The sequence below is a fragment of the Nocardiopsis sp. SBT366 genome, from assembly GCF_001083815.1.
GTDB lineage: Bacteria > Actinomycetota > Actinomycetes > Streptosporangiales > Streptosporangiaceae > Nocardiopsis > Nocardiopsis prasina.
In genome coordinates this window covers 1-19535 of the sequence record NZ_LAVM01000096.1, presented here as the reverse complement: position 1 = coordinate 19535, position 19535 = coordinate 1, and the positions used below count along the sequence as shown (strand labels likewise).

The 19535-nt window shown below is 71.8% G+C and carries 20 protein-coding genes; 8 read left to right on the top strand and 12 right to left on the bottom strand.

Annotation, left to right across the window (positions count from 1 at the left end; genetic code table 11):
- The 5 genes from ADX84_RS22250 to ADX84_RS22230 form a co-directional block, all read right to left on the bottom strand.
- A partial coding sequence (locus ADX84_RS22250) for a nucleoside hydrolase (protein ID WP_199776668.1) occupies window positions 1–294 on the bottom strand: 294 nt, incomplete at its 3' end.
- Window positions 295–323: 29 nt separating this feature from the next.
- Window positions 324–1385, bottom strand: coding sequence for an ABC transporter substrate-binding protein (locus ADX84_RS22245; protein WP_049578730.1), 1062 nt, complete (start codon window positions 1383–1385; stop codon window positions 324–326).
- Entirely contained in the window at window positions 1382–2413 is a 1032-nt protein-coding gene (locus ADX84_RS22240) for an ABC transporter ATP-binding protein (RefSeq protein WP_049578728.1), read from the bottom strand. Before ADX84_RS22240 ends, ADX84_RS22245 begins: the two co-directional genes overlap by 4 nt.
- A 38-nt stretch (window positions 2414–2451) precedes the next feature.
- Window positions 2452–3240, bottom strand: a complete 789-nt coding sequence (locus ADX84_RS22235) for an ABC transporter permease (RefSeq protein ID WP_049578725.1) — start codon at window positions 3238–3240, stop codon at window positions 2452–2454.
- Window positions 3237–4034 (bottom strand): ABC transporter permease, encoded by a 798-nt coding sequence (locus ADX84_RS22230; protein ID WP_234004149.1) that lies wholly within the window; start codon window positions 4032–4034, stop codon window positions 3237–3239. Before ADX84_RS22230 ends, ADX84_RS22235 begins: the two co-directional genes overlap by 4 nt.
- A 252-nt stretch (window positions 4035–4286) precedes the next feature.
- On the opposite strand from ADX84_RS22230, the gene ADX84_RS22225 reads away from it, so the two are divergent.
- From ADX84_RS22225 to ADX84_RS22200, 6 genes are all read left to right on the top strand, one after another.
- Complete coding sequence (locus ADX84_RS22225) at window positions 4287–5273, top strand: LacI family DNA-binding transcriptional regulator (protein ID WP_049578721.1); 987 nt, start codon at window positions 4287–4289, stop codon at window positions 5271–5273.
- A 519-nt stretch (window positions 5274–5792) separates the two neighbouring features.
- Window positions 5793–6500, top strand: a complete 708-nt coding sequence (locus ADX84_RS22220; protein WP_049578718.1) for a FadR/GntR family transcriptional regulator — start codon at window positions 5793–5795, stop codon at window positions 6498–6500.
- Between the two features lie 167 nt (window positions 6501–6667).
- Entirely contained in the window at window positions 6668–8164 is a 1497-nt protein-coding gene (locus tag ADX84_RS22215) for a four-carbon acid sugar kinase family protein (RefSeq protein ID WP_234004148.1), read from the top strand.
- The gene (locus ADX84_RS22210; protein WP_049578714.1) at window positions 8161–9069 is read left to right on the top strand and encodes an NAD(P)-dependent oxidoreductase; all 909 of its coding nucleotides are present in this window, start codon (window positions 8161–8163) and stop codon (window positions 9067–9069) included. The genes ADX84_RS22215 and ADX84_RS22210 overlap by 4 nt, the downstream gene beginning before the upstream one ends.
- Before the next feature lie 4 nt (window positions 9070–9073).
- Window positions 9074–10537, top strand: coding sequence for a GntP family transporter (locus tag ADX84_RS22205; protein WP_049578711.1), 1464 nt, complete (start codon window positions 9074–9076; stop codon window positions 10535–10537).
- A 94-nt stretch (window positions 10538–10631) separates the two neighbouring features.
- Window positions 10632–11426 (top strand): SDR family NAD(P)-dependent oxidoreductase, encoded by a 795-nt coding sequence (locus tag ADX84_RS22200; RefSeq protein WP_049578708.1) that lies wholly within the window; start codon window positions 10632–10634, stop codon window positions 11424–11426.
- A gap of 22 nt (window positions 11427–11448) precedes the next feature.
- On the opposite strand, the gene ADX84_RS22195 is transcribed toward ADX84_RS22200, so the two are convergent.
- Window positions 11449–12213 (bottom strand): enoyl-CoA hydratase/isomerase family protein, encoded by a 765-nt coding sequence (locus ADX84_RS22195; protein WP_049578705.1) that lies wholly within the window; start codon window positions 12211–12213, stop codon window positions 11449–11451.
- Window positions 12214–12405: 192 nt separating this feature from the next.
- Between ADX84_RS22195 and ADX84_RS22190 the strand changes: the two genes are divergently transcribed.
- Window positions 12406–12747 carry a UBP-type zinc finger domain-containing protein gene (locus tag ADX84_RS22190; RefSeq protein ID WP_049578703.1) on the top strand — a complete coding sequence of 114 codons (342 nt, stop codon included), beginning with the start codon at window positions 12406–12408 and terminating at the stop codon, window positions 12745–12747.
- 63 nt (window positions 12748–12810) lie between these two features.
- Here ADX84_RS22190 and ADX84_RS22185 read toward each other — a convergent pair whose 3' ends face one another.
- Window positions 12811–13467 carry a PadR family transcriptional regulator gene (locus ADX84_RS22185; RefSeq protein WP_049578701.1) on the bottom strand — a complete coding sequence of 219 codons (657 nt, stop codon included), beginning with the start codon at window positions 13465–13467 and terminating at the stop codon, window positions 12811–12813.
- 276 nt (window positions 13468–13743) lie between these two features.
- Between ADX84_RS22185 and ADX84_RS22180 the strand changes: the two genes are divergently transcribed.
- On the top strand, window positions 13744–14985 hold the full coding sequence (locus ADX84_RS22180; protein ID WP_049578699.1) for a cytochrome P450: 1242 nt from the start codon (window positions 13744–13746) through the stop codon (window positions 14983–14985).
- A gap of 56 nt (window positions 14986–15041) precedes the next feature.
- Here the strand turns inward: ADX84_RS22180 and ADX84_RS22175 are convergent, their stop codons facing one another.
- From ADX84_RS22175 to ADX84_RS22155, 5 genes are all read right to left on the bottom strand, one after another.
- Window positions 15042–16328, bottom strand: a complete 1287-nt coding sequence (locus tag ADX84_RS22175; protein ID WP_049578697.1) for a cytochrome P450 — start codon at window positions 16326–16328, stop codon at window positions 15042–15044.
- Window positions 16325–16939 carry an ATP/GTP-binding protein gene (locus ADX84_RS22170; RefSeq protein WP_049578736.1) on the bottom strand — a complete coding sequence of 205 codons (615 nt, stop codon included), beginning with the start codon at window positions 16937–16939 and terminating at the stop codon, window positions 16325–16327. The genes ADX84_RS22175 and ADX84_RS22170 overlap by 4 nt, the downstream gene beginning before the upstream one ends.
- Window positions 16940–16976: 37 nt before the next feature.
- Entirely contained in the window at window positions 16977–17378 is a 402-nt protein-coding gene (locus ADX84_RS22165; protein WP_017545415.1) for a DUF742 domain-containing protein, read from the bottom strand.
- On the bottom strand, window positions 17375–17794 hold the full coding sequence (locus ADX84_RS22160) for a roadblock/LC7 domain-containing protein (RefSeq protein WP_049578734.1): 420 nt from the start codon (window positions 17792–17794) through the stop codon (window positions 17375–17377). The genes ADX84_RS22165 and ADX84_RS22160 overlap by 4 nt, the downstream gene beginning before the upstream one ends.
- 95 nt (window positions 17795–17889) lie before the next feature.
- The coding region (locus tag ADX84_RS22155; protein ID WP_049578693.1) for an ATP-binding protein at window positions 17890–19535 on the bottom strand (1646 nt) is incomplete at its 5' end.

Genomic DNA, 19535 nt, shown 5'->3' with positions numbered 1-19535 from the left:
GGGCGGGGAGTCCGGCACCAGTCCGCCCAGTCCCCCGGCTCCGTGCATGGGTTCGTCCCGGATCCGTGAGGTGCGGGCGATCGGCCCGGCCAGCCCGGAGACCAGCGGGAGTTCGGTCGGTGCCCCGGCGAGGTCGAGCACGTGGGCGGCGTTGCGGTTCACGTCGGCGAGCGAGACGTTGCCCGCGACGGTGGTCACCCCGCGCACGTCCAGGAGCGGTGAGGCCAGGGCCAGCAGCAGGGCGACGGCGTCGTCGACCCCGGGGTCGCAGTCGATCACGACGGGTGCGGGCACCGGTCCTCCTCCGTTGACGGGGTCGTCGCTCACTTGGCGACCTCCTCGGTGAAGCGGTCCAGCCAGGCGGAGCGCTCGTTCGCGAGCAGTTCGAGGTCGCCCTGGTGGTAGCCGCTGGCGACCGGGTCCGAGGCCGCCTCCCGGGAGACCTGTTCCATGAGCGGGGTGGGTTCGGCCCCCAGCGCCACGGGCTTGTCGTAGAGGGCCTCGGCCATGCCCTCCTGGATCTCGGGACGCAGCAGGAAGTCGGTGAAGGCCAGTGCCCCGGCCGGGTTGGGGGCTCCCTCCACCACCTGCACGGTGTTGGCGGTCATCACCCTTCCCTCTTCGGGGGCGGCGAAGCCGACGGGCTGGCCGGCCTCCACCGAACCCATGGCGAAGTTGTCGAGGCCGGGCGCCATGGCGATCTCGCCGCGTTCCAGCAGGCTGGTGAGCTCGGTGGAGCCGGTGTAGAACTGGAGCGCGTCGGGGCCGATCTCGGCCAGCGCCTCGAACCCGGCGTCGGCGTCGGAGGGCCCGGACCCGAAGTGCTCCCCTGCGGCCAGGACGAACATCGGGCCCGCCGACACGGAGATGTCGGGCAGCGCGTAGCCGCCCTCGGGCTCCGCCCAGAGGTCGTCCCAGGACTCGGGCGCCTCGTCCACCATGTCGGTCCGGTACATGAGGCCGAGGAGCTGGAAGGTGTAGGCGGGCCCGTACCCGTCGGGGTCCACGGCCCAGGGCTGGACGGCGTCGAGGTTGGGCACGTCCTCGCTGCTGACCGGGGCGAACAGCCCCATGTCCTTGCCGATCTGCGCGTAGTAGTCGGAGATCAGGACGACGTCGGTGTCGGGCCGCTCGGAGTTGATCCTCAGTTTGGTGAGCCGCCCGGCGTTGTTCCCGGTGTCCAGGACCACCCGGATACCGGTCTCGGCTTCGAAGGGCTCGGCGACGACCTGGGTGAACTCCTCGGTGGCGAAGGCGAAGGTGCTCACCACCAGGGTGTCGGGGTCGTCCTCGCGGACGGGTGCGCAGGAGGCGGTCACGGTGGCCAGGGCCAGCGCCCCGGCGAGGACGGCGGTCATCCGCGCCCTGCGTGCGGGTCGGTTCATCCGGTCGTCACCTCACGGGCGGGCAGTTCCACCAGGTGGCGGTGGGGCAGGGCGATGCGGACGGGGTCGCCGGGGCGCAGGTCGTCGCTGGGGTGCAGGACGCGCAGCACCGAACCCGGGCCCTCGGCCCCGTTGATGGCCGCCTCGACCAGGCAGTTGCTGCCCTGGAAGGTGACCTCGCCGACGGTGCCGTCCAGGCCGGTCTCGCCGGACTCCTCGCGGGCGTCGCCGGAGAGCAGCCGCACGTGTTCGGGCCGGACGGTGACCGGCCCGTGCCCCGGCACCTCGGGGAAGTTGTCGTATCCCAGGAACTCGGCGACGAACCGGTTGGCGGGACGCGGGAAGACGTCCCGGGGCGAGCCCTGCTGTTCCAGGCGGCCCTCGTTGAGGATGACCATCGTGTCGGACAGTTCCAGCGCCTCGTCCTGGTCGTGGGTGACCAGGACGGCGGTGAGGCCGGTCTCGCGCTGCACGCGCAGGAGTTCGCGCCGCATCTGCACCCGGAGCTGGGCGTCGAGGTTGGACAGGGGTTCGTCCAGGAGCAGCACGGAGGGGCGGATGGCCACGGCGCGGGCCAGGGCCACGCGCTGCTGCTGGCCGCCGGAGAGTTCGGCGGGCTTGCGGTCGGCCAGGTGGGCGAGACCGACCAGGTCGAGCGCCTCCTCCGCGCGCCGCCTGACCTCGTCCGAGGCCACCTTGCGGGTGCGCAGGCCGTAGCCGACGTTGTCGCGCAGCGTCATGTGCGGGAAGAGCGCGTAGGACTGGAAGACCATGCCGATGTTGCGCTTCTCCGGCGGTGTGCGGGTGGCGTCCACGCCCTCCAGGAGAATGCGCCCGGAGCTGGGCTGGAGGAACCCGGCGATCATCCGCAGGGTGGTGGTCTTGCCGCAGCCGCTCGGGCCGAGCAGGGTGGTGAACTCCCCCTGGCGCACGGTCAGATCCAGGTCGGCGACGGCGGTGGTGCCGCCCTTGCCGCCCCGGGCACCGAAGATGTGGCTGACGCGGTCGAGTTCGACGACGGGTGTCATCTGTGTGTCTCCTTCTTCCCGGCGGGCGGGCTTCCCGGTCATCGGCCGAAGACCTTCGTGAAACCGACCAGGCGTTCGGTGGCGAGGGCGACCGCGACGCTGAGCGCCAGGAGCAGCACGCTGACCGCAGCGACGACGGGGTCGAACGAGGACTGGACGTAGTTGAGCATCTCCACCGGCAGTGTGGCCACGCCGGGGCCGGTGAGCAGCAGGGACAGCGGAACGTTGTTCAGGGAGGTGATGAAGGCGAGGATGGTGGCCGAGAGGATGCCCGGAGCCATCACCGGAAGGGTCACCGTGAGGAAGGTGCGCACCGGTCCGGCGCCGAGCCCCCGGGCCGCCTCCTCCAGCCGGGCGTCGGCCAGGGCCAGCGAGGCCCCGACCACCCGGACGGTGTACGGGAGCAGCAGGACGGTGTGGCCGACGATCAGCGCGCCGATCGCGGTCACCCGCATACCGACCATGAGCTGCTGGAACAGGGCCAGGCCCAGGACCAGCTCGGGGACCACGATCGGGGCGAAGAACAGGTTCTCCATGATCCTGCGCCCGCGCGGGTTGCCCCGGTTCAGCGCCAGGGTCGCGGGCACGCCCAGGGCCAGCGCGATCACCGTCGAGACCGCCGCGACCAGCATGCTGGTGCCGAAGGAGTCGATGAACGGGCCGTAGGCCAGGGCGGCGGAGAACCAGCGCAGGGACAGGCCCTCCGGTGGGAAGGCGAGCGTGCTTCCGGCGGTGAAGGCGACCCCCACCAGGATCACCACGGGGCCGAGCATCAGCACGAAGGCGGCCGCCGCGAGCAGTGAGAGGAACGGGCGTCTCAGGATCATGAGGTGGTGCTCCCGATCTTGCCGAGCCGACCGGACAGCGCGCCGACCACCAGCACCAGGGCGGTCATCACCAGGGCGATGGCGCTGGCCGAGGGCCAGTCGAGGCTGACGTTGACCCGGCTGTAGAGCAGGGTGGACAGGAGCCGCTCGCGGGGCCCGCCGAGCAGCTGGGGCGTGGTGAAGGCGGTGACCGCTCCGGCGAAGACCAGGGTGCATCCCACCAGGGCGCCGGGCAGGGCCAGCGGGAAGACGACGTCGCGGAACGCGCGGCCGGGCGAGGCGCCGAGTCCGCGAGCCGCCTCCTCCAGGCGGTGGTCCTGCTGGGAGAGGCTGGAGTAGGCCGACAGGATCATCAGGGGCAGGAAGAGCTGGACCAGGCCGAGCACGATCGCCGTCTCGGTGTAGAGCAGCTGGACCCGGCCCAGGCCCAGGGCCTCGCTGACCTTGCTGATCAGCCCGTTGCCGCCGAGCACCACGATCCAGCCGTAGGTCCGCACGACGGTGTTGAGCAGGAGCGGGAAGATCGCCAGGGCCAGGAGGCGGCCGGGCCAGGGACCCGGTGCCCGCGAGATGAGGTAGGCCACCGGGAAGCCCATGAGCAGGCAGAGGGCGGTGGTCAGGACGGCGACGCGGACGGTGCGCGCGATCACCGGGAGCAGGTAGGGGTCGGTGAGGAGGCTCCCCGTCTCCCACGCGACCGTGGCGGGGTCGCCGTCGGGCGGCCAGGCCAGGGTGGCCACGACCGGGTAGCAGAAGGCGAAGAGCATCACGGCGAGCCCGGGGACGAGCAGCACCGTGACGGGTGGGCGTGGGAGGAGACGGCGGCGCGAAGCGACTCGGGCGGCCTCTGCGGTGGGTGACGGGCGGGACAATTCCACTCCCGGTCGCTGTCGGCGGGTGTTCGGAGTTTGTGTGGTGTCTCATCTGCAGTGACACCTGCAAGCGCTTCTGCAAGCGCTTGCAACACCGTAACCTTCAGGTGGGCACCGAGCCAAGCCCACGGCCGCGAATGTGACCGGGGGCACCGTGACCTGCGAGGAGTCGGAATGGCGAGCTTGGACGACGTGGCCAGGGAGGCTGGCGTCTCGGCGTCCACCGTGTCGCGGGCGATGTCGCGGCCGACCATGGTCGCCGAGTCCACCCTGCTGCGGGTGCGTGCCGCCGCCGAGCGGCTGGGCTTTCGCGCCAACCCGGCCGCCCGGGCCCTGACCACCGGGCGCAGCGGCTTCTTCGCCATGCTCGTCCCCGACCTGGACAACCCCTTCTACTCCACCACCGCCACCGCCGCACAGGACCTGGCGGGCGAGACCGGCCGCCGCGTGATCATCGCCGTCACCGGCGGCGACCCCGTACGCGAGGCGGCGGCGCTGCACGATCTGGAGGACCAGGTGGACGGGTTCGCCGTGCAGTCCCCGGTGAGTTCGGCGGCCGAACTGAAGGAGGCGCACGCGCGCAAGCCGGTGGTGGCGATCAACCGCCGGGTTCCAGGGCTGACCTCGTTCACCGTGGACACCCCCGGTGGCCTGGGCGAGGTCTACGACCGCCTCGTGGAGCTCGGGCACCGCGAGGTCGCCTACCTCGCGGGGCCACCGAGTTCGTGGATGGACCGGCACCGGCGCGCGGAACTGGTCGAGCACGCCGCTCGGACCGGGCTACGGGTGCGGGTCCACGGCCCGGTTCGCCCGGCGTTCGCCGAGGGGGTGGCCGCGGCCCGCGGGATCGTCGACTCCGGCTGCACGGCGGTGCTGGTCTACAACAGCCTGCTGTTGTTGGGGGTGATGTTCGAGTTCGGCCGTCTCGGTGTGCGGGTGCCCGAGGACATCAGCGTCGCCGCCGCCGACGACATCGCCCTGGCCGACCTGCCGGGACCACCGATCACCGCCGTACGCACCCCCGCCGACGAACTGGGGCGCGCGGCGGTGACCGCCCTGTCCGCGATGGTGGACGGGGACCGGGACGACCGGCCGCGGGGGCGGCGGCTGCCCACGACCGTGCGGCTCACCGACTCGCTGGCGCCGCCGCGTACAGCGTGACCGTTGCGACCCCGACGACCTGGCCGAAACCCGGGACCGTCCCGCGGTTCTTCGCTTCCCTATGTGGAGAACTCCTGACATTCTCCCCCAGGAATGGCCCCGACCCCCGAGGAGTTCGGCGAATTCACTTGCCATTCTGATTTCCCGTGGCGCACTCTGTTGGATACCAACGAGCCGGGACGACGACCCGCAGGACGGTGCCCTCACCAGCGATGACACCCGACCGTCGGACCACAGTAAAGGGCCGGGATTTCCCTCCCCGACCAACACCCCTTCGCGCTTCGACCCGAAAGGCATTCCATGAGAACGCACAGATTCCCCTCCGCCGCCGTCGGCGGCACCTCCCTCTCCTGAGAACGCCCCGGCTCCCGTAACCTCGCGCCAGGCCGGGAGCCGGGGTCGGGCGGCGGCGATAGGGTTGCCCTTGCCGCGCACTCCCGTGAGGTGTCCGGGGGTCGACGAGGCACCGCCGGGGGCTGCGCGTGACCCTGCCGTCTCCCCCGCCCGAGAGGAAGTGTCGTGCCGAGGCCGCTGCTCGCCGACGAGGTCGCCCGGAACCTCCTGGACCGCATCGTCGACGGTGATCTGCCCTCCGGGGGCAGGCTGCCCTCCGAGAACGAGCTGGGCCAGGAGTTCGACGTCAGCCGCCTGACCGTGCGCGAGGCGATCCGGACGCTCCAGGCCCAGAACGTGGTCGAGGTGGTGCGGGGGCGGGGCACCCTCGTGCGCCCCGTGGACGAGTGGACCGGCCTGGAAGCGGTGCTGCGCGCCACGGTGCGCGGCGGTGACGACCTCACGGCATCGCTCCAGCTCATCCAGGTGCGGAGGATGATCGAGACGGGGGCGGCCGCGCTGGCCGCCGAGCACCGGGACGAGTCCGACCTCGCCGCCTTGGAGGGGGACCTCCAGGGGATGCGCGACGCCCACGAGCGGGGCGATCTCGCGGCGTTCGTGGAGCACGACATCCACTTCCACGACGTGATCCTGTCGGCCACCGGGAACGTGTTCGTCGCCGTGCTGTTCGAGCCGTTGTCGCGGGTGATGCGCGAGAAGCGCCGGCAGACCTCCTCGATCCCCGCCATCCAGGCCCACGCGATCGACGAGCACGGCCGGGTGCTGGAGGCGATCCGCTCGGGCAACTCGGAGGCGGCCCGGCTCGCCATGGAGAGCCACATGGCGCAGACCTCACGCGACCTGCGCGAGCACGTCTTCGGCCTGCCCGGCTGACCGGCCGCCCACCGGCCTCACACCACCCACGGACAGCCCACAACACCCGCCCTCACCGCGGCTCAGCCCGCGTGCCCCAGGTGCGCGCTCGGGCTCCTGACCGCCCCCGCCTGGTAATCCCTGTGACACGGACCTTGACGACCACGCCGTTTAACATAAGATGTCTGATGTCTTACAAGGGAGGTTCCATGGTCGATCCCCAAGAAGTCCTCACGCGTGCCGGGACACCGAGCCCCGTCACCGCGTCCGACGTGGCGCGGGAGGCCACCGCCGCCGGATCCGTCATCGTCGTCCTCGACGACGACCCGACCGGCACCCAGTCGGTGCACGGCCTGCCCGTGCTCACCCGCTGGTCCGTCGACGACCTGCGGTGGGCCTTCGAGCAGGGCACGCTCGCCGTCTACGTCCTCACCAACACCCGCAGCCTCGACCCGTCCGAGGCCGAGGCACGCAACGCCGAGGTGGTGCGCAACGCCCGCGCCGCCGCCGGGGACCGACCGCTGGTCTTCGCCAGCCGGGGAGACTCCACCCTGCGCGGGCACTACCCGCTCGAACCCCGGGTCCTCGACGCCACCCTCCAGGAACTGGGTGACCCCGGCGTCGACGGGGTCGTCATCGTCCCCGCCTTCCCCGACGCGGGACGCGTCACCGTCGGCGGCGTCCACTACATGCGCACCGGCACGGATTTCACCCCCGTCGCGGAGACCGAGTTCGCCCGCGACGCCACCTTCGGCTACCGCAACTCCGACCTCCGGGCCTGGGTCGAGGAGAAGACCGAGGGACAGGTCCCCGCGAGCGCCGTCGCCCTCATCGACCTCACCCTGCTGCGCGGAGGCGGCACCGACGCCGTCACCGCCCGACTGCTGGAACTCCATGACGCGGCTCCGGTCGTGGTGGACGCCGAGTCCGAGGCGGACCTGCGCGTGCTCTCGTTGGCCCTCATCGCCGCCGAGCGCCAGGGCCGCCGGTTCGTCTACCGGGTGGGCCCGCCGTTCGTACGCGCCCGCATCGGGCTGGAGGCCCACGCGCCCCTGGACGGTGACCAGATCAGGACCGGCACGGACGCCCCCGGTGGCCTCGTGGTGGTCGGCTCCCACGTCGCGCTCACCACCCGCCAGCTCCGGGCCCTGGTGGACCGGCACTCCGGCGCCCGCGTGATCGAGCTCGATGTGGACGAGGTCCTCGACCCGTCCACTCGCGACGCCGCCGTCGCACGGACTGTGGACACGATCGTCGGGGGTCTGGCCGACCACGACGTCGTCCTGCACACCTCGCGCCTGCTGCGCCTGAGCGACGACCCCGCCACCAGCCTGGCCATCGCCCGGGAGGTCTCCGCCGCCCTGGTCCGCTGCGTGTCCGACACCCTCGGCCGCCGCGCGCCGCGCTTCGTGGTCGCCAAGGGAGGGATCACCTCCAGCGACGTCGCCTCGCTGGGCCTGGGCATCCACCGCGCCCTGGTGCGCGGTCCGATGCTGCCCGGCCTGGTCTCCCTGTGGGAACCGGTCGGCGGTCCGGCCACCGGCATCCCCTACGTCGTCTTCCCTGGCAACGTCGGCGCCGACGACTCGCTCGCCGAGGTCGTCGACCGCCTGAGTTCACTGACCACCCGCCCCGGCGGCGGCGAGCCCGTCACCGGCGCACCGAACGCAGGAGTCCACCCATGACCACCAGCCCCGTCTCGAGCGTCGCCGTCATCGGCCTGGGCGCCATGGGCCTGCCGATGGCCACCCGCCTGGCCGGGACCATGACTGTCCACGGCTGTGACATCGCCGCCGCACGCCGGGACCTCGCCGCCGAGGCCGGTGTGGTGCCCTTCGAGCGCGCCGCCGACGCCGTCGCCGGGGTCGACTCCGTGGTGCTGGTGGTGCGCGACGGCGCCCAGCTGCGCGACGTGCTCTTCGGCGAACACGGCATCGTCGAGTCCCTGGCTCCGGGCACCGTCCTGGTCCTGACCAGTACGGTCGGCGTGGAGACGGTCACCTCGACCGCCGAGGAACTGGCCCCGCTCGGGCTGCTCCTGGTGGACGCCCCACTCAGCGGGGGGCCGGTCCGTGCCGGGGAGGGCGACCTCCTGATCGTGGTCGGCGCCACCCCGGAGGCGCGGGAGGCCGCCGATCCGGTGCTGCGGCGGCTCGCCTCCACCCTGAGCGTCATCGGTGACCGTCCCGGCGACGGCCAGGCGTTCAAGACCGTCAACCAGCTGCTGTGCGGGGTGCACATCGCGGCGGCCGCCGAGGCGCTGGCCCTGGCTCGGTCGCTGGGACTGGACCCCGAGACCACCCTGGAGACGCTGGGCGCGGGCGCGGCCGGCTCGTTCATGCTGGGCAACCGCGGGCCGCGCATGCTCCAGGCCTACGAGGAGGAGGGCGCCGAGGTGCTCAGCCGACTCGACATCTTCGTCAAGGACATGGGCATCGTGACCTCCGCGGGCCGCTCCGCCGGACTGGCGACACCGTTGGCTGCCACCGCAGAGCAGCTGTATCTGCTTGGGCAGGGGCAGGGTCTGGGCTCCGCCGACGACTCCGCCGTGATCCGTGTCGTGGCACCCGAACCCACCGGCAAGGAGTAGTCACATGGGCGCCCTCACCCTTCTGGGCATCGCGGCGGGCGGCATCGCCCTGCTGCTGGTGCTGATCATCCGCTTCAAGGTCCACGCCTTCGTGGCCCTGCTCCTGGTGAGCATCCTCGTCGGCCTGGTCTCGGGCATGCCGCTGGTCACCGTTGCGGCCACCGGCGACGCACCCGAACAGCTCGGCATCATCGCCACGATCACCGCCGGTATGGGCGGGACCCTGGGGTCGGTGGCGCTGCTCGTCGCCCTGGGCGCCATGCTCGGCCGCATGATCGAGGTGTCCGGTGGCGCCGAGAGCCTGGCCGGGCGCTTCACCGGCTGGCTGGGCCCCAAACGGGTCTCGGCGGCTCTCACCGGGGCCGCGCTGATCCTCGCCGTCCCCGTGTTCTTCGACGTCGGCTTCATCATCCTCGTGCCGATCATCTACGGCTTCGCGAAGGCCGCCGGGGTCGATCCGGTGAGGTTCGGCCTGCCGGTGGCCGGGATCATGCTGGCGGTGCACGTCTCCGTGCCGCCCCACCCGGGCATCGTCGGCGGGGCCGCGCTCCTTGACGGCGACATCGGTTGGATCCTGATCCTGGGCCTGATCGTGTGCGCGCCGCTGGCCGTGATCGCGCACCACGCGTCCAAGCGGCTCACCCGCCGTGAGATCCCCATGCTGGCCGCGACCCGCGCGCAGTTCGAGGCGTTCGGCGGCGCGGGAGAGGGCGGCTCGGGACCGGAGGGCTCCGACGGCACCGGGGGTGGCGCGTCCGGCGGTTCCACCGGCACGTTGGACCGGACCGAGACACCGCCCAGCGTGTGGACCATCCTCGGACTCATCCTCACGCCGCTGGCGTTCATCATGATCGGCACGACCTCGGCGACGGTCCTTCCCGAGGACCATCCGCTGCTGCCCGTGCTGTCGTTCGTGGGCGCCCCCGTCTTCGCGCTGCTCGTCGCGCTGGTGCTCGCCTACTTCCTGCTCGGGGTACGGCGCGGGTGGTCGACCTCCCACATCGGTGAGGTCATGGAGGCCGCGCTGCCTCCCGTGGCCATCGTCGTCCTGGTCACCGGGGCGGGCGGGGTGTTCGCCAGTGTGCTCACAGAGAGCGGTGTGGGCGATGCGCTCGCCGACACCCTCGCTGGGACCGGCCTGCCCATCCTGCTGCTCGGTTTCGTGCTATCGCTGGCGCTGCGCGCCTCACAGGGGTCGGCGACGGTCGCGATCCTGACCACCTCGGGCCTGCTCGCCGACATGACGTCGGGCGGGGACTTCTCCTCGATCCAGGTGGCGCTCATCGCGCTGGCCATCGCCTTCGGCGCGCTCGGGCTGTCGCACGTCAACGACTCCGGTTTCTGGGTGGTGACCCGCTACCTGGGGTTGTCGGTCTCCGACGGTCTGCGGACGTGGACCGTCCTGACCACGGTGTTGGGCGTGTCGGGCTTCCTGTTCGTCAGTCTGCTGTGGCTGGTGCTCGGCTGACCCCGGCGCCCGGCCAAGGCGGTGAGGGCCGACCCTGACGACACACCCCGGACGGGGCGGACCAGGTCCGCCCCGTCCTTCTAGTGTGGGTCCCATGCGCATCGATCTGTCTGGGAGTACCGCACTGGTCACCGGGTCGACCCAGGGGATCGGGATGGCCGTCGCCGCCGCGCTCGCGGACGCGGGGGCCCGCGTGGCGATCAACGGTCGCCGCCCGGAGAGGGTGGCCGAGGCGATCGGCTCCCTGAGGGACCGCGTTCCGGAGCGGGAACTGGTCGCCGCCCCGGGCGACGTCACCACCGAGCGCGGCGCGGCGGCCGTGCTCTCCGCCGCCGCCGAGGTGGACGTCCTGGTCAACAGCCTGGGCCTGTTCGGAAGCGCCCCGGCGTTGGAGATCAGCGACGAGGAGTGGCGGCGCTACTTCGACACCAACGTGCTCTCCGCCGTACGGCTGATCCGCGCCACCCTGCCCGACATGATCCGTCGCGGTTGGGGGCGCGTGCTCAACATCGCCAGTGACTCGGCGCTGGCGATCCCCGCCGAGATGATCCACTACGGCGCCTCGAAAACCGCGCTGCTCGCCGTCACACGGGGTTTCGCCAAGGAGGCGGCCGGGACCGGGGTGACCGTCAACTCCGTGGTCGCCGGACCCACCCACACCCGCGGCGTGGAGGACTTCGTGTACGAACTGGTCGACCGCGACCTGCCGTGGGACGAGGCCCAGCACGAGTTCATGGTCCGGCACCGACCGATGTCGCTGCTCCAACGCCTGATCGAGCCCGAGGAGATCGCCAACATGGTGGCCTACCTGAGCTCCCCGCTGGCCTCGGCGACGACCGGTGCCGCCGTCCGGGTGGACGGCGGCTACATCGACTCCATAGTTCCCTGAACCGGGTGGGGCCCGGCCCCGCTCACTCCCCCGAGAAGACCGGACGCGTGCGGTCGAGGGACGCGGTGATCCCGACCGCGTTGTCCTTGGTCTCGAGCAGCCTGGTCTGCTCGATGATCTCCCGTTCCAGGGCGGAGGGGAGTTCGCTGAGCAGGCCCGCGCGGAGGGTGGCCTTCATGGAGCGCACCGCGAGCGGGGCGGACTCGGCGATCCGTCGCGCCTGGCGCACGGCCTCCTCACGCAGGTGCTCTTCGTCCACAAGGTGGTCGGCCAGGCCGATGGCGTGGGCCTCGGTACCGGTGATCCGGCGTGCCGTGTAGAGCATGTCGGCGGCCTTCTGCCGACCCACGATGCGGGGCAGGGAGACGCTCAGGCCGAACCCCTGGTGCAGGCCCAACAGGCCGAAGTTGGCGTGGAACCGGGAGGAGGCCGCGGCCACCCGGAAGTCGGCCGCGCACGCCAGACCGAGCCCGCCGCCCACAGCCGCGCCCTGGACGGCGGCGATCACGGGGACCGGCAGTGAGTACAGGCGCAGCCCCTGACCGTAGATGGCGCTGAGCGTGCGCACCGGGGAGTCGCCGACCCCGCCGGAGGCGAAGTCCACCCCGGCGCAGAAGTTCCTGCCCTCCGAGCAGAGCACGAGCGCCCGGCATCTCCCGGCGGCCAGCTCCTCCGCGGCGTCGGCCAGCGCGGTGAGGACGTCGAGGTCGAAGTGGTTGTTCGGTGGGCGGTGGATCTCCAGGACACCGACGTGACCGTCGACGCCTACGGACAGCTCCTCGCTCATGGGGTGCCTTCCAGGTAGTGCGGGCCCGGGCTTCGGGTCCGTTGTTCGGGGCGACCGGCGACGAGGGTATCGGGCGTGCCCGTCACCGGTGCCCACCGGGCGGGCAGGCCGACCGGTGTCCCCGTCTCCGGAGTGGGTCGTGGCCGCGCGTTGTTCACCGACCTGGAGGGTTCCAGTGGTTAGCGTGACGACATGAGCAACGAGATCGACCCGACCGCGCCGCCCAGCGGCACCGGCTGCCAGGAGTGTCTCGCCGGGGGTGGCTGGTGGGTGCACCTGCGCCGGTGCGCGGCCTGCGGACACGTGGGCTGCTGCGACAGCTCTCCGGCCCAGCACGGCACGCGTCACTTCGAGGCCACCGGCCACCCGATCATGCAGAGCTTCGAGCCGGGTGAGGAGTGGTTCTACGACTTCCGCACCCAGCAGGTCAGCGAGGGCCCGGAGCTGACGGCGCCGACCTCGCACCCCCTGGACCAGACGGTCCCCGGCCCGGCCGACCGCTTGCCGTCCGACTGGCAGAGGCACGTCAACTAGCGGGGCCGCGACCACGGGCGACCGGGCTCGGTCCGTCCCACGGCGGTGAGGGGACCGTGGCGGTCATGCCGAGGGGCCGACCCCGGTGCCCGGTGTCCGTGCGGACCGACCGCCGTCGTCCCGGTGCCCGTCGTCTTCGACGCGGCCGTTCCGAACCCGGACCCGGTCGTCACGGCGGCGTTCGAGGATGGCCAAAGTGGCGGCGCCCCAGCGCAGGTTCTCCTGTTCGTGGGAGCGTCCGCGCTGGAGGGTGAGGTAGGGGCCGACCCGCTCGGCCTCGCGCAGGAAGCGCTCCTCGTCAAGACCGTCGAGCATGCGGGCCGCGATGCGGTCGTAGCGTTCGAGCTTGGCGCGGCTGAGCTCCATGCGCTCCTCGACGGCGCCGATCACCGCGTCCACGTCGGTCTCGTCCACGGCCTGGAGCCGCACGAGCAGGTCGTCACGGATGGCGGTCGGCCGGGCCGGCCGTTGGCTGAAGGAGCGCAGCGCCCCGCGTCCGGCCTCGGTGACGGTGAACAGCCGCTTGTCGGGTCTGCGGTCCTGCCGCACGACCCGGGCACTGAGCAGGCCCTCCCCCTCCAGGCGTTCGAGTTCGCGGTAGAGCTGCTGCGGGGTGGCCGACCAGAAGTTCGCGACCCCCGTGTCGAACCGTTTGGCCAGGTCGTAGCCGGAGGCTTCCCCCTCCAGCAGCGCCGCCAGAACCGCCTCTCCCAATGCCATTGGGACAAATTAGCACCCTGGCCCCAAAACCGACGCGAAGGCGGCGGCACGGCCGGGTCCCCACCATCGCGATATCTCATTCGGGCGCGCCCCAAGCCCGGCACGGACAACCGAATCTCCCCGCTTCGGATGCGTTTCGGACATCAGAAAAGCGGACCTATCTCTCCTTTCGCCTGGAAATCGGGTCTCGGCCAGGTCAGGGGGTGGATTCGTACCGGAACCCCTACCTACTGTGAGGATTCCTCTGGCCTCCGCCACCGCTGGGAGCGTGATCACTTGTCCAACGCACACGGCATCCCCGACCTCCTCTCCCCCACGTTCGCCGACGACCCCTACAGCGCCTACTCCCTGCTGCGTGATCACGATCCCCTGCTGTGGCACGAACCCACCTCCAGCTACGTCCTCTCCCGGTACGAGGACGTGCGGCGGGTCTTCCAGGACCGCGAGGGTGCCTTCTCCACGGACAACTACGGCTGGCAGCTGGAGCCGGTGCACGGGCGTACCATCCTCCAGCTGGACGGGCGCGAACACGCGACCCGTCGTGCCCTGGTCGCGCCCGCGTTCCGGGGGCGAGAACTCCAGGACCGCTTCCTGCCGGTGATCGAGCGCAACAGCCGCGCCCTCATCGACGCGTTCCGGGACGAGGGCCGGGTCGACCTCGTCTCCCAGTACGCGACCCGGTTCCCGATCAACGTCATCGTGGACATGCTCGGTCTGGACCAGGGCCACCACGACCGCTTCCACGACTGGTACTCGGCGATCATCGCCTTCCTCGGCAACCTCGCCCAGGACCCACGGGTCACCGAGGACGGGCTCCGCACGAGGGACGAGTTCGCGGAGTACATGCTCCCGATCATCGCCGAACGCCGGGAGCGGCCCGGCGACGACCTGCTCTCCCGCCTGTGCCAGGCCGAGTTCGACGGCACCCGGATGACCGACGAGGAGGTCAAGGCCTTCTGCAGCCTCCTGCTGGCAGCGGGCGGGGAGACCACGGACAAGGCGCTGGCCAGCCTGTTCGCCAACCTGATCACCCATCCGGAGCAACTGGAGGCGGTCCGCGCGGACCGTTCCCTGATCCCCCGTGCCTTCGCGGAGTCGCTGCGCCTCACCCCGCCCGTGCAGATGATCATGCGCCAGGCCAGCCGTGACGTGGAGCTCGGTGGTGGAACGGTGCCCGCGGGAGCCACGGTCACCTGCCTGATCGGGGCGGCCAACCGCGACCCCGACCGGTACGCCGACCCGGACCGCTTCGACATCTCCCGTGCGGAGCTGTCCGGGGCCACGTCCTTCTCGGCCGCCGCCGAGCACCTGGCCTTCGCCCTCGGCCGCCACTTCTGCGTGGGAGCGCTGCTGGCCGAGGCCGAGGTGCGGGTGGCGGTCAACGACCTGCTCGACGCCATGCCGAACGTGCGACTGGCCGAGGGCGCCACCCTGGTGGAAGAGGGCCTGTTCACCAGGGGGCTGGGCGAGCTGCCCCTGGTGTTCTCACCGGTTCCCGGGCCCCGGACCGTCGTCTGACCGACGACCCGCGCACGAGCGGCCGCAGCCGGTGTCGACCGCCGTCAACCGGCGGGCTACACCACCTGGCGTCGACACCGGCCGACGATCGGGCTGTACCGCGCGGGGAGTTCGTAGAGCCCGCGCATCCACACCGAGGGCCGCCACCGCAACTGGTCCGGTGAGACGCCCATCCGCACGTCCGGCAGCCGGTCCAGAAGGGTCTCCACGGCGGCGCGGGCGATCACCTCCGCCACCTCGGGCGCGGGGAACGGGCAGCCGTGTTCCCCGTGCCCGAACGACATCTGCGCCCGGTTGCTACCGAAGATTCCCAGGTCACCGGTGTTGAGCCGGGGGTCGGCGTTGGCCGCGGCCATCCCCAGCACCAGGAGGTCGCCGCGCCTGATCCGGCGCCCGCCCAGTTCACAGGCCTGCACCGCCCACCGCCCGATGAAGTTCTGCGTGGGGGTGTTCTTCCACAGCACCTCGTTGAGCGCCTCACCGGAACTGCTGCGGCCGCCCTGGAGCGTGAGCGAGAAGTGATCGTCCAGCAGCATGAGCCGCAGCGTGTTCCCGATCCAGTTGCCGGTGGGTGCCTGGGCCGCCGACATGATCACCAACAGGTCGATGACCACCTCGTCGTCGGTGAGACCCGCCGGGTGCAGGAGCAGCCGCGAGGGGATGTCGTCGCGCGGGTGGGCCCTGCGTTCGCTCACGATCCGCCGCATGCGCTCCTGGACCCGGTGGTGGGCCTGCCCCGCGTCGGCGGTGACGTCGAGGGAGACGAGGATGTCGCGCACCAGGTCGGGTACCTCCTGCTTGGGCAGGCCGTACAGCCGGGCGATCACCCCCGCTGGGATGTGGTGGGCGTACTGGCTGACGAGGTCGGCCTCACCGTCCCCGGCGAAATGGTCGATCAGGTCGTCCGAGACCTGCTCGCACAGGGTGCGCAGGTCGGCGCGGTCCGTGGCGTCCAGGGCGTCGCCGATCGCCCCCGCGCGCCGCTGGTGCTCGGCGCCCTCGGCGAACATCACCGAGGGGGTCCACATCACGTACGGCATCAGCGGCCAGGCGTCGTCGATGTGGTCCCACATGTTCCACCGGCGGCAGTCCCGGGCGAACCACTCGGGTCGGTCGGAGACGTGGTGCAGTTCCCGGTAGCCGAGGACGAACCACGCGGGGATGTCACCGTCGAGGAGGATGGGGGCGACAGGGCCGTAGTGGCGGCGCATCTCCTCGTAGAGGGCCACCGGGTCACAGGCGATGTCGGGACCGTAGAAGCGCATGGCGTGCTCGTGGTCGGGCGACAGGGGTGCGGGCCTCCTCGGAACGACAGCTCCCGGGGCTCCGACGTTGTTGTTCACGATGACCTCTCTGGTGCGGACTCGGGCGGGCGGTACCGGGACAGATGGCGGACGAGGGTGATCAGGACGTCGCGACTGGACTCGCGGCTGCGGGCGTCGCACTCCAGCAGGGGGACGTCGTTGGACAGGTCCAGGGCGTTGCGCACGTCGTGCAGGCTCGGCCCCGGGGCGAACCGGTTGACCGCGACGACGAACGGGGTGTGGTGGTGTTCGAGCCGGTCGATGGCGTACCAGGAGTCCTCCACCCGGGCGGTGTCGACGAGGACGACCGCGCCGAGGCTGCCGGTGAAGATCTGCTCCCAGAGGAACCAGAAGCGCTTCTGGCCCGGGGCTCCGAAGAGGTACAGGACCCGGGTGGCGTCGATGGTGATCCGGCCGAAGTCGAAGGCGGCCGTGGTGGTGCGCTTGTCTCGGACCCCGCTGAGATCGTCGACCCCGTCGCTGGCCTGGGTCATGACCTCCTCGGTGCTCAGGGGACGCATCTCGCTCACCGATCCGACCAGGGTCGTCTTCCCCACGCCGAAGCCGCCGACGATGACGATCTTCAGCGCCTGGCTCGCGGTGCTGGCCAGCGGGGGGCGTCCCGGGGCCGACGCGGTGGTCGCCTCCACCGGCGCCAGGGCTGTGGTGACCGTCGGTACGTGTGCGTCAGAGTCGTTGAAGGGCAATGAGCACCTGCTTCAGGGTCTCCGGATCGTGCCGGGGTCCTCCTCGCGCGGGGAAGGACCGAACGGGCACGGGGTGCCGGGCCGCCACCGCGCCCGTGTCGAGCAGGTCGGTGAGCAGCACCTTGACGACGCTCACCGGGGCCCTGAGTTCCGCGGAGAGCTCCACCACGGCGGTGGGCCGGGCGCACAGCCGGAGGATGCTGGCGTGTTCTGACTGCATGTCGGGCGCGGGGCCGGACTCCGCGACGACGAGGGTGACGGCGTCCATGGCGGGGTCGTCGGCGTCACCGCGCCCCGAGGTGACCGTGTAGAACCGGTCCGGCACCTCGGATCCGGAGGGGGCGCCCTGGGCGGCGGTACCGCGACGGGGGTCCGTGTTCATCGGGACGGGTCCACCTCGTGGGGCCTGCGGCGGGGTCCGGCCGTGAGGTGCCCGCCGATCCGGTCGACGAGCTGGTTCATGTGGCGGGCGACCACCCCCACCTTCGCCTCGAACCCCGCGATGACGGCCAGGTGGGCGCCCTCGCCCGCGCCCATGATGAGCAGGAGCCCTCCTCCGTACTCCAGCATGGCCTGGCCCGACCCGGTGCCGTCGCCGAACTCGGCCGAGGCGCTCAGGGACAGGCTCTGGACGCCGGCGGAGATGGCGGCGAGCTGGTCGGCGCGGTCCACGTCCAGTTCCCGGGTGTGGCACATCTTGAGGCCGTCCCTGGACAGCACCAGGACGTGGCGGATGCCCGGTGTCCTGTGTCGCAGGTCCTCCAGCAGCCAGTCGAGACTGGCGTCCGTGGTCGTCATGGGGGTAGTGGGGCGGTCGCCCGGCCGCGGCGCCGGGTGCCCCTCCCTCCGTTCCTCTTCATCGGGTGTGTCGTGGTGCGGGGCGGAGGCGGTGGTCACCGACCGTCCTCCCAGAGGGTGCCCGGTCCGTTCACCTGGTCGTCGTCCTCGTCGTCGCGGAAGGCGGCCAGTCGGCTGGGGAGCTCCCTGCGCGTGTCGGGGTCGAAGTCCCGGCGCATGGAGGGAAAGAGCTGTTCCGGGTTCTCCCGCACCGCCTGGGCCAGGGTGAGGCCCCGGAACCGCTGCGGCAGGTCGAAGACCGGCTCGGGCTTGGCGTCCTTGTCGGACCGGGTGGCGGGCCCGGTGCCCCGCACGGTCCCGGTGGCGGGCTCGTCGGCGAGGGGGTCGACCGCGGCGCGGCGGCCGCCGTCCCGCCGGGCCAGCGGCGGGCGGGAGGGGGTGGGTTCGGCCCGGGTCCATGGTCCGGAGGAGGCGGAGGGCGCACCGGCCACCGGGATTCCGGACGAGGGAGTGCAGGCCTCCGGGATCCCAGGCGAGGGAGTGCCGGTGGCGGGGGTGTCCCCGGCCAGGACGTCGACGCCCGGGTCACCCGGGACGGGGTCCCCGGTGGTGAACGCGGGCGGTGCCGGAGGTCGGGGCTCCTGGTCGAGTACGGACGCGTCGACGGCAGGGGCGCCGGTGCCGGGCGTCCGGATCGCGGCGGCCCGCACCGCCTGCTCTGCCTCCCTCGCGAGCTCCGCCTCCCTCGCGAGCTCGTCGTCCCTCTCTTTCTGGAGTCGGGGAGGCAGCGGCATCTCGTACGCGGTGATGAGGTGGGGCGGGATGAGCACGACCACCCCGGTACCGCCCCGCGCGGAGGGCCGGAAGCTCACCTGGAGGTCGTACTTGTCCGCCAGGGCGCCCACCACGGCCAGCCCCATGCGCAGGCCCGGGAGCGTGGCCAGAGTGCGGGGTTCGTCGATGTAGTTCTCCGCCGCCCGGCGCTCCCGCTGGCGCAGGCCCCTGCCGCTGTCCTCGACGGTGACGGTGACCCCGCTGTCCTCCTCCTGGGCGTAGACGTTGACGTCGGTGCCGTTCGCGGAGAAGTTGGCCGCGTTGTCCATGAGTTCGGCGAGCACCTGGATGACCCCCTCCGCCGCGTATCCGACCACCGCCGAACGGTGGGTGTAGTGCAGGCGGACCCGGCGGTAGGCGGTGATGCGGCCCTGGGCGCCGCGCAGGATGCTCTCCATGCCGATGGGGCGGTTCCAGCGACGCCCGGAGCGGCCTCGGGCGAGGGTGACGAACGCGTCCGCGAGGCGGCCGGTACGGGAGACGTTGTGGTCGACCAGCAGGAGGTCGTTGAAGACGTCCGAGCGGTCCCCGTAGCGGAACTCCAGGTCGCGGAGCTGGGCGAGCAGGGTGGTGAGGTGCGCCTGGACGCGCCCGCCGATGTTGGCCGCCGAGATCAGCGCGGTGGCGCTGCGGCGTTCGGCGGTCACCAGCTCCTCGATCACCCGGGTGCGCAGGTGGGCCACGGTCGGGTGGACCTCCCGGAGCTCCTGGGCGAGGACCTCCTCGGCGATGGTGCGGTCCTGGCGGACGCGGTGCAGGATGAACGGCAGGGAGGTGTCGGCCAGGTCGGTGACCTCGTTCTCGATCTCCGTGCGCTCCGTGCGGGCCTCGGTGGCCCGGCGCTCGGCCTCGGCGAGCTGGGTCGTGAGGGCGTGCGCGAGCCGGTCGACCGTCGGGTGGGTGGGCC

Bases quoted from the DNA above. Each gene is read 5' to 3' on its own strand.
- ADX84_RS22245 (WP_049578730.1), bottom strand. From the start codon at position 1,385: ATGAACCGACCCGCACGCAGGGCGCGGATGACCGCCGTCCTCGCCGGG.
- ADX84_RS22240 (WP_049578728.1), bottom strand. From the start codon at position 2,413: ATGACACCCGTCGTCGAACTCGACCGCGTCAGCCACATCTTCGGTGCC.
- ADX84_RS22235 (WP_049578725.1), bottom strand. From the start codon at position 3,240: ATGATCCTGAGACGCCCGTTCCTCTCACTGCTCGCGGCGGCCGCCTTC.
- ADX84_RS22225 (WP_049578721.1), top strand. From the start codon at position 4,287: ATGGCGAGCTTGGACGACGTGGCCAGGGAGGCTGGCGTCTCGGCGTCC.
- ADX84_RS22215 (WP_234004148.1), top strand. From the start codon at position 6,668: ATGTCTTACAAGGGAGGTTCCATGGTCGATCCCCAAGAAGTCCTCACG.
- ADX84_RS22210 (WP_049578714.1), top strand. From the start codon at position 8,161: ATGACCACCAGCCCCGTCTCGAGCGTCGCCGTCATCGGCCTGGGCGCC.
- ADX84_RS22205 (WP_049578711.1), top strand. From the start codon at position 9,074: ATGGGCGCCCTCACCCTTCTGGGCATCGCGGCGGGCGGCATCGCCCTG.
- ADX84_RS22200 (WP_049578708.1), top strand. From the start codon at position 10,632: ATGCGCATCGATCTGTCTGGGAGTACCGCACTGGTCACCGGGTCGACC.
- ADX84_RS22195 (WP_049578705.1), bottom strand. From the start codon at position 12,213: ATGAGCGAGGAGCTGTCCGTAGGCGTCGACGGTCACGTCGGTGTCCTG.
- ADX84_RS22190 (WP_049578703.1), top strand. From the start codon at position 12,406: ATGAGCAACGAGATCGACCCGACCGCGCCGCCCAGCGGCACCGGCTGC.
- ADX84_RS22185 (WP_049578701.1), bottom strand. From the start codon at position 13,467: ATGGCATTGGGAGAGGCGGTTCTGGCGGCGCTGCTGGAGGGGGAAGCC.
- ADX84_RS22165 (WP_017545415.1), bottom strand. From the start codon at position 17,378: ATGAACACGGACCCCCGTCGCGGTACCGCCGCCCAGGGCGCCCCCTCC.
- ADX84_RS22160 (WP_049578734.1), bottom strand. From the start codon at position 17,794: ATGACGACCACGGACGCCAGTCTCGACTGGCTGCTGGAGGACCTGCGA.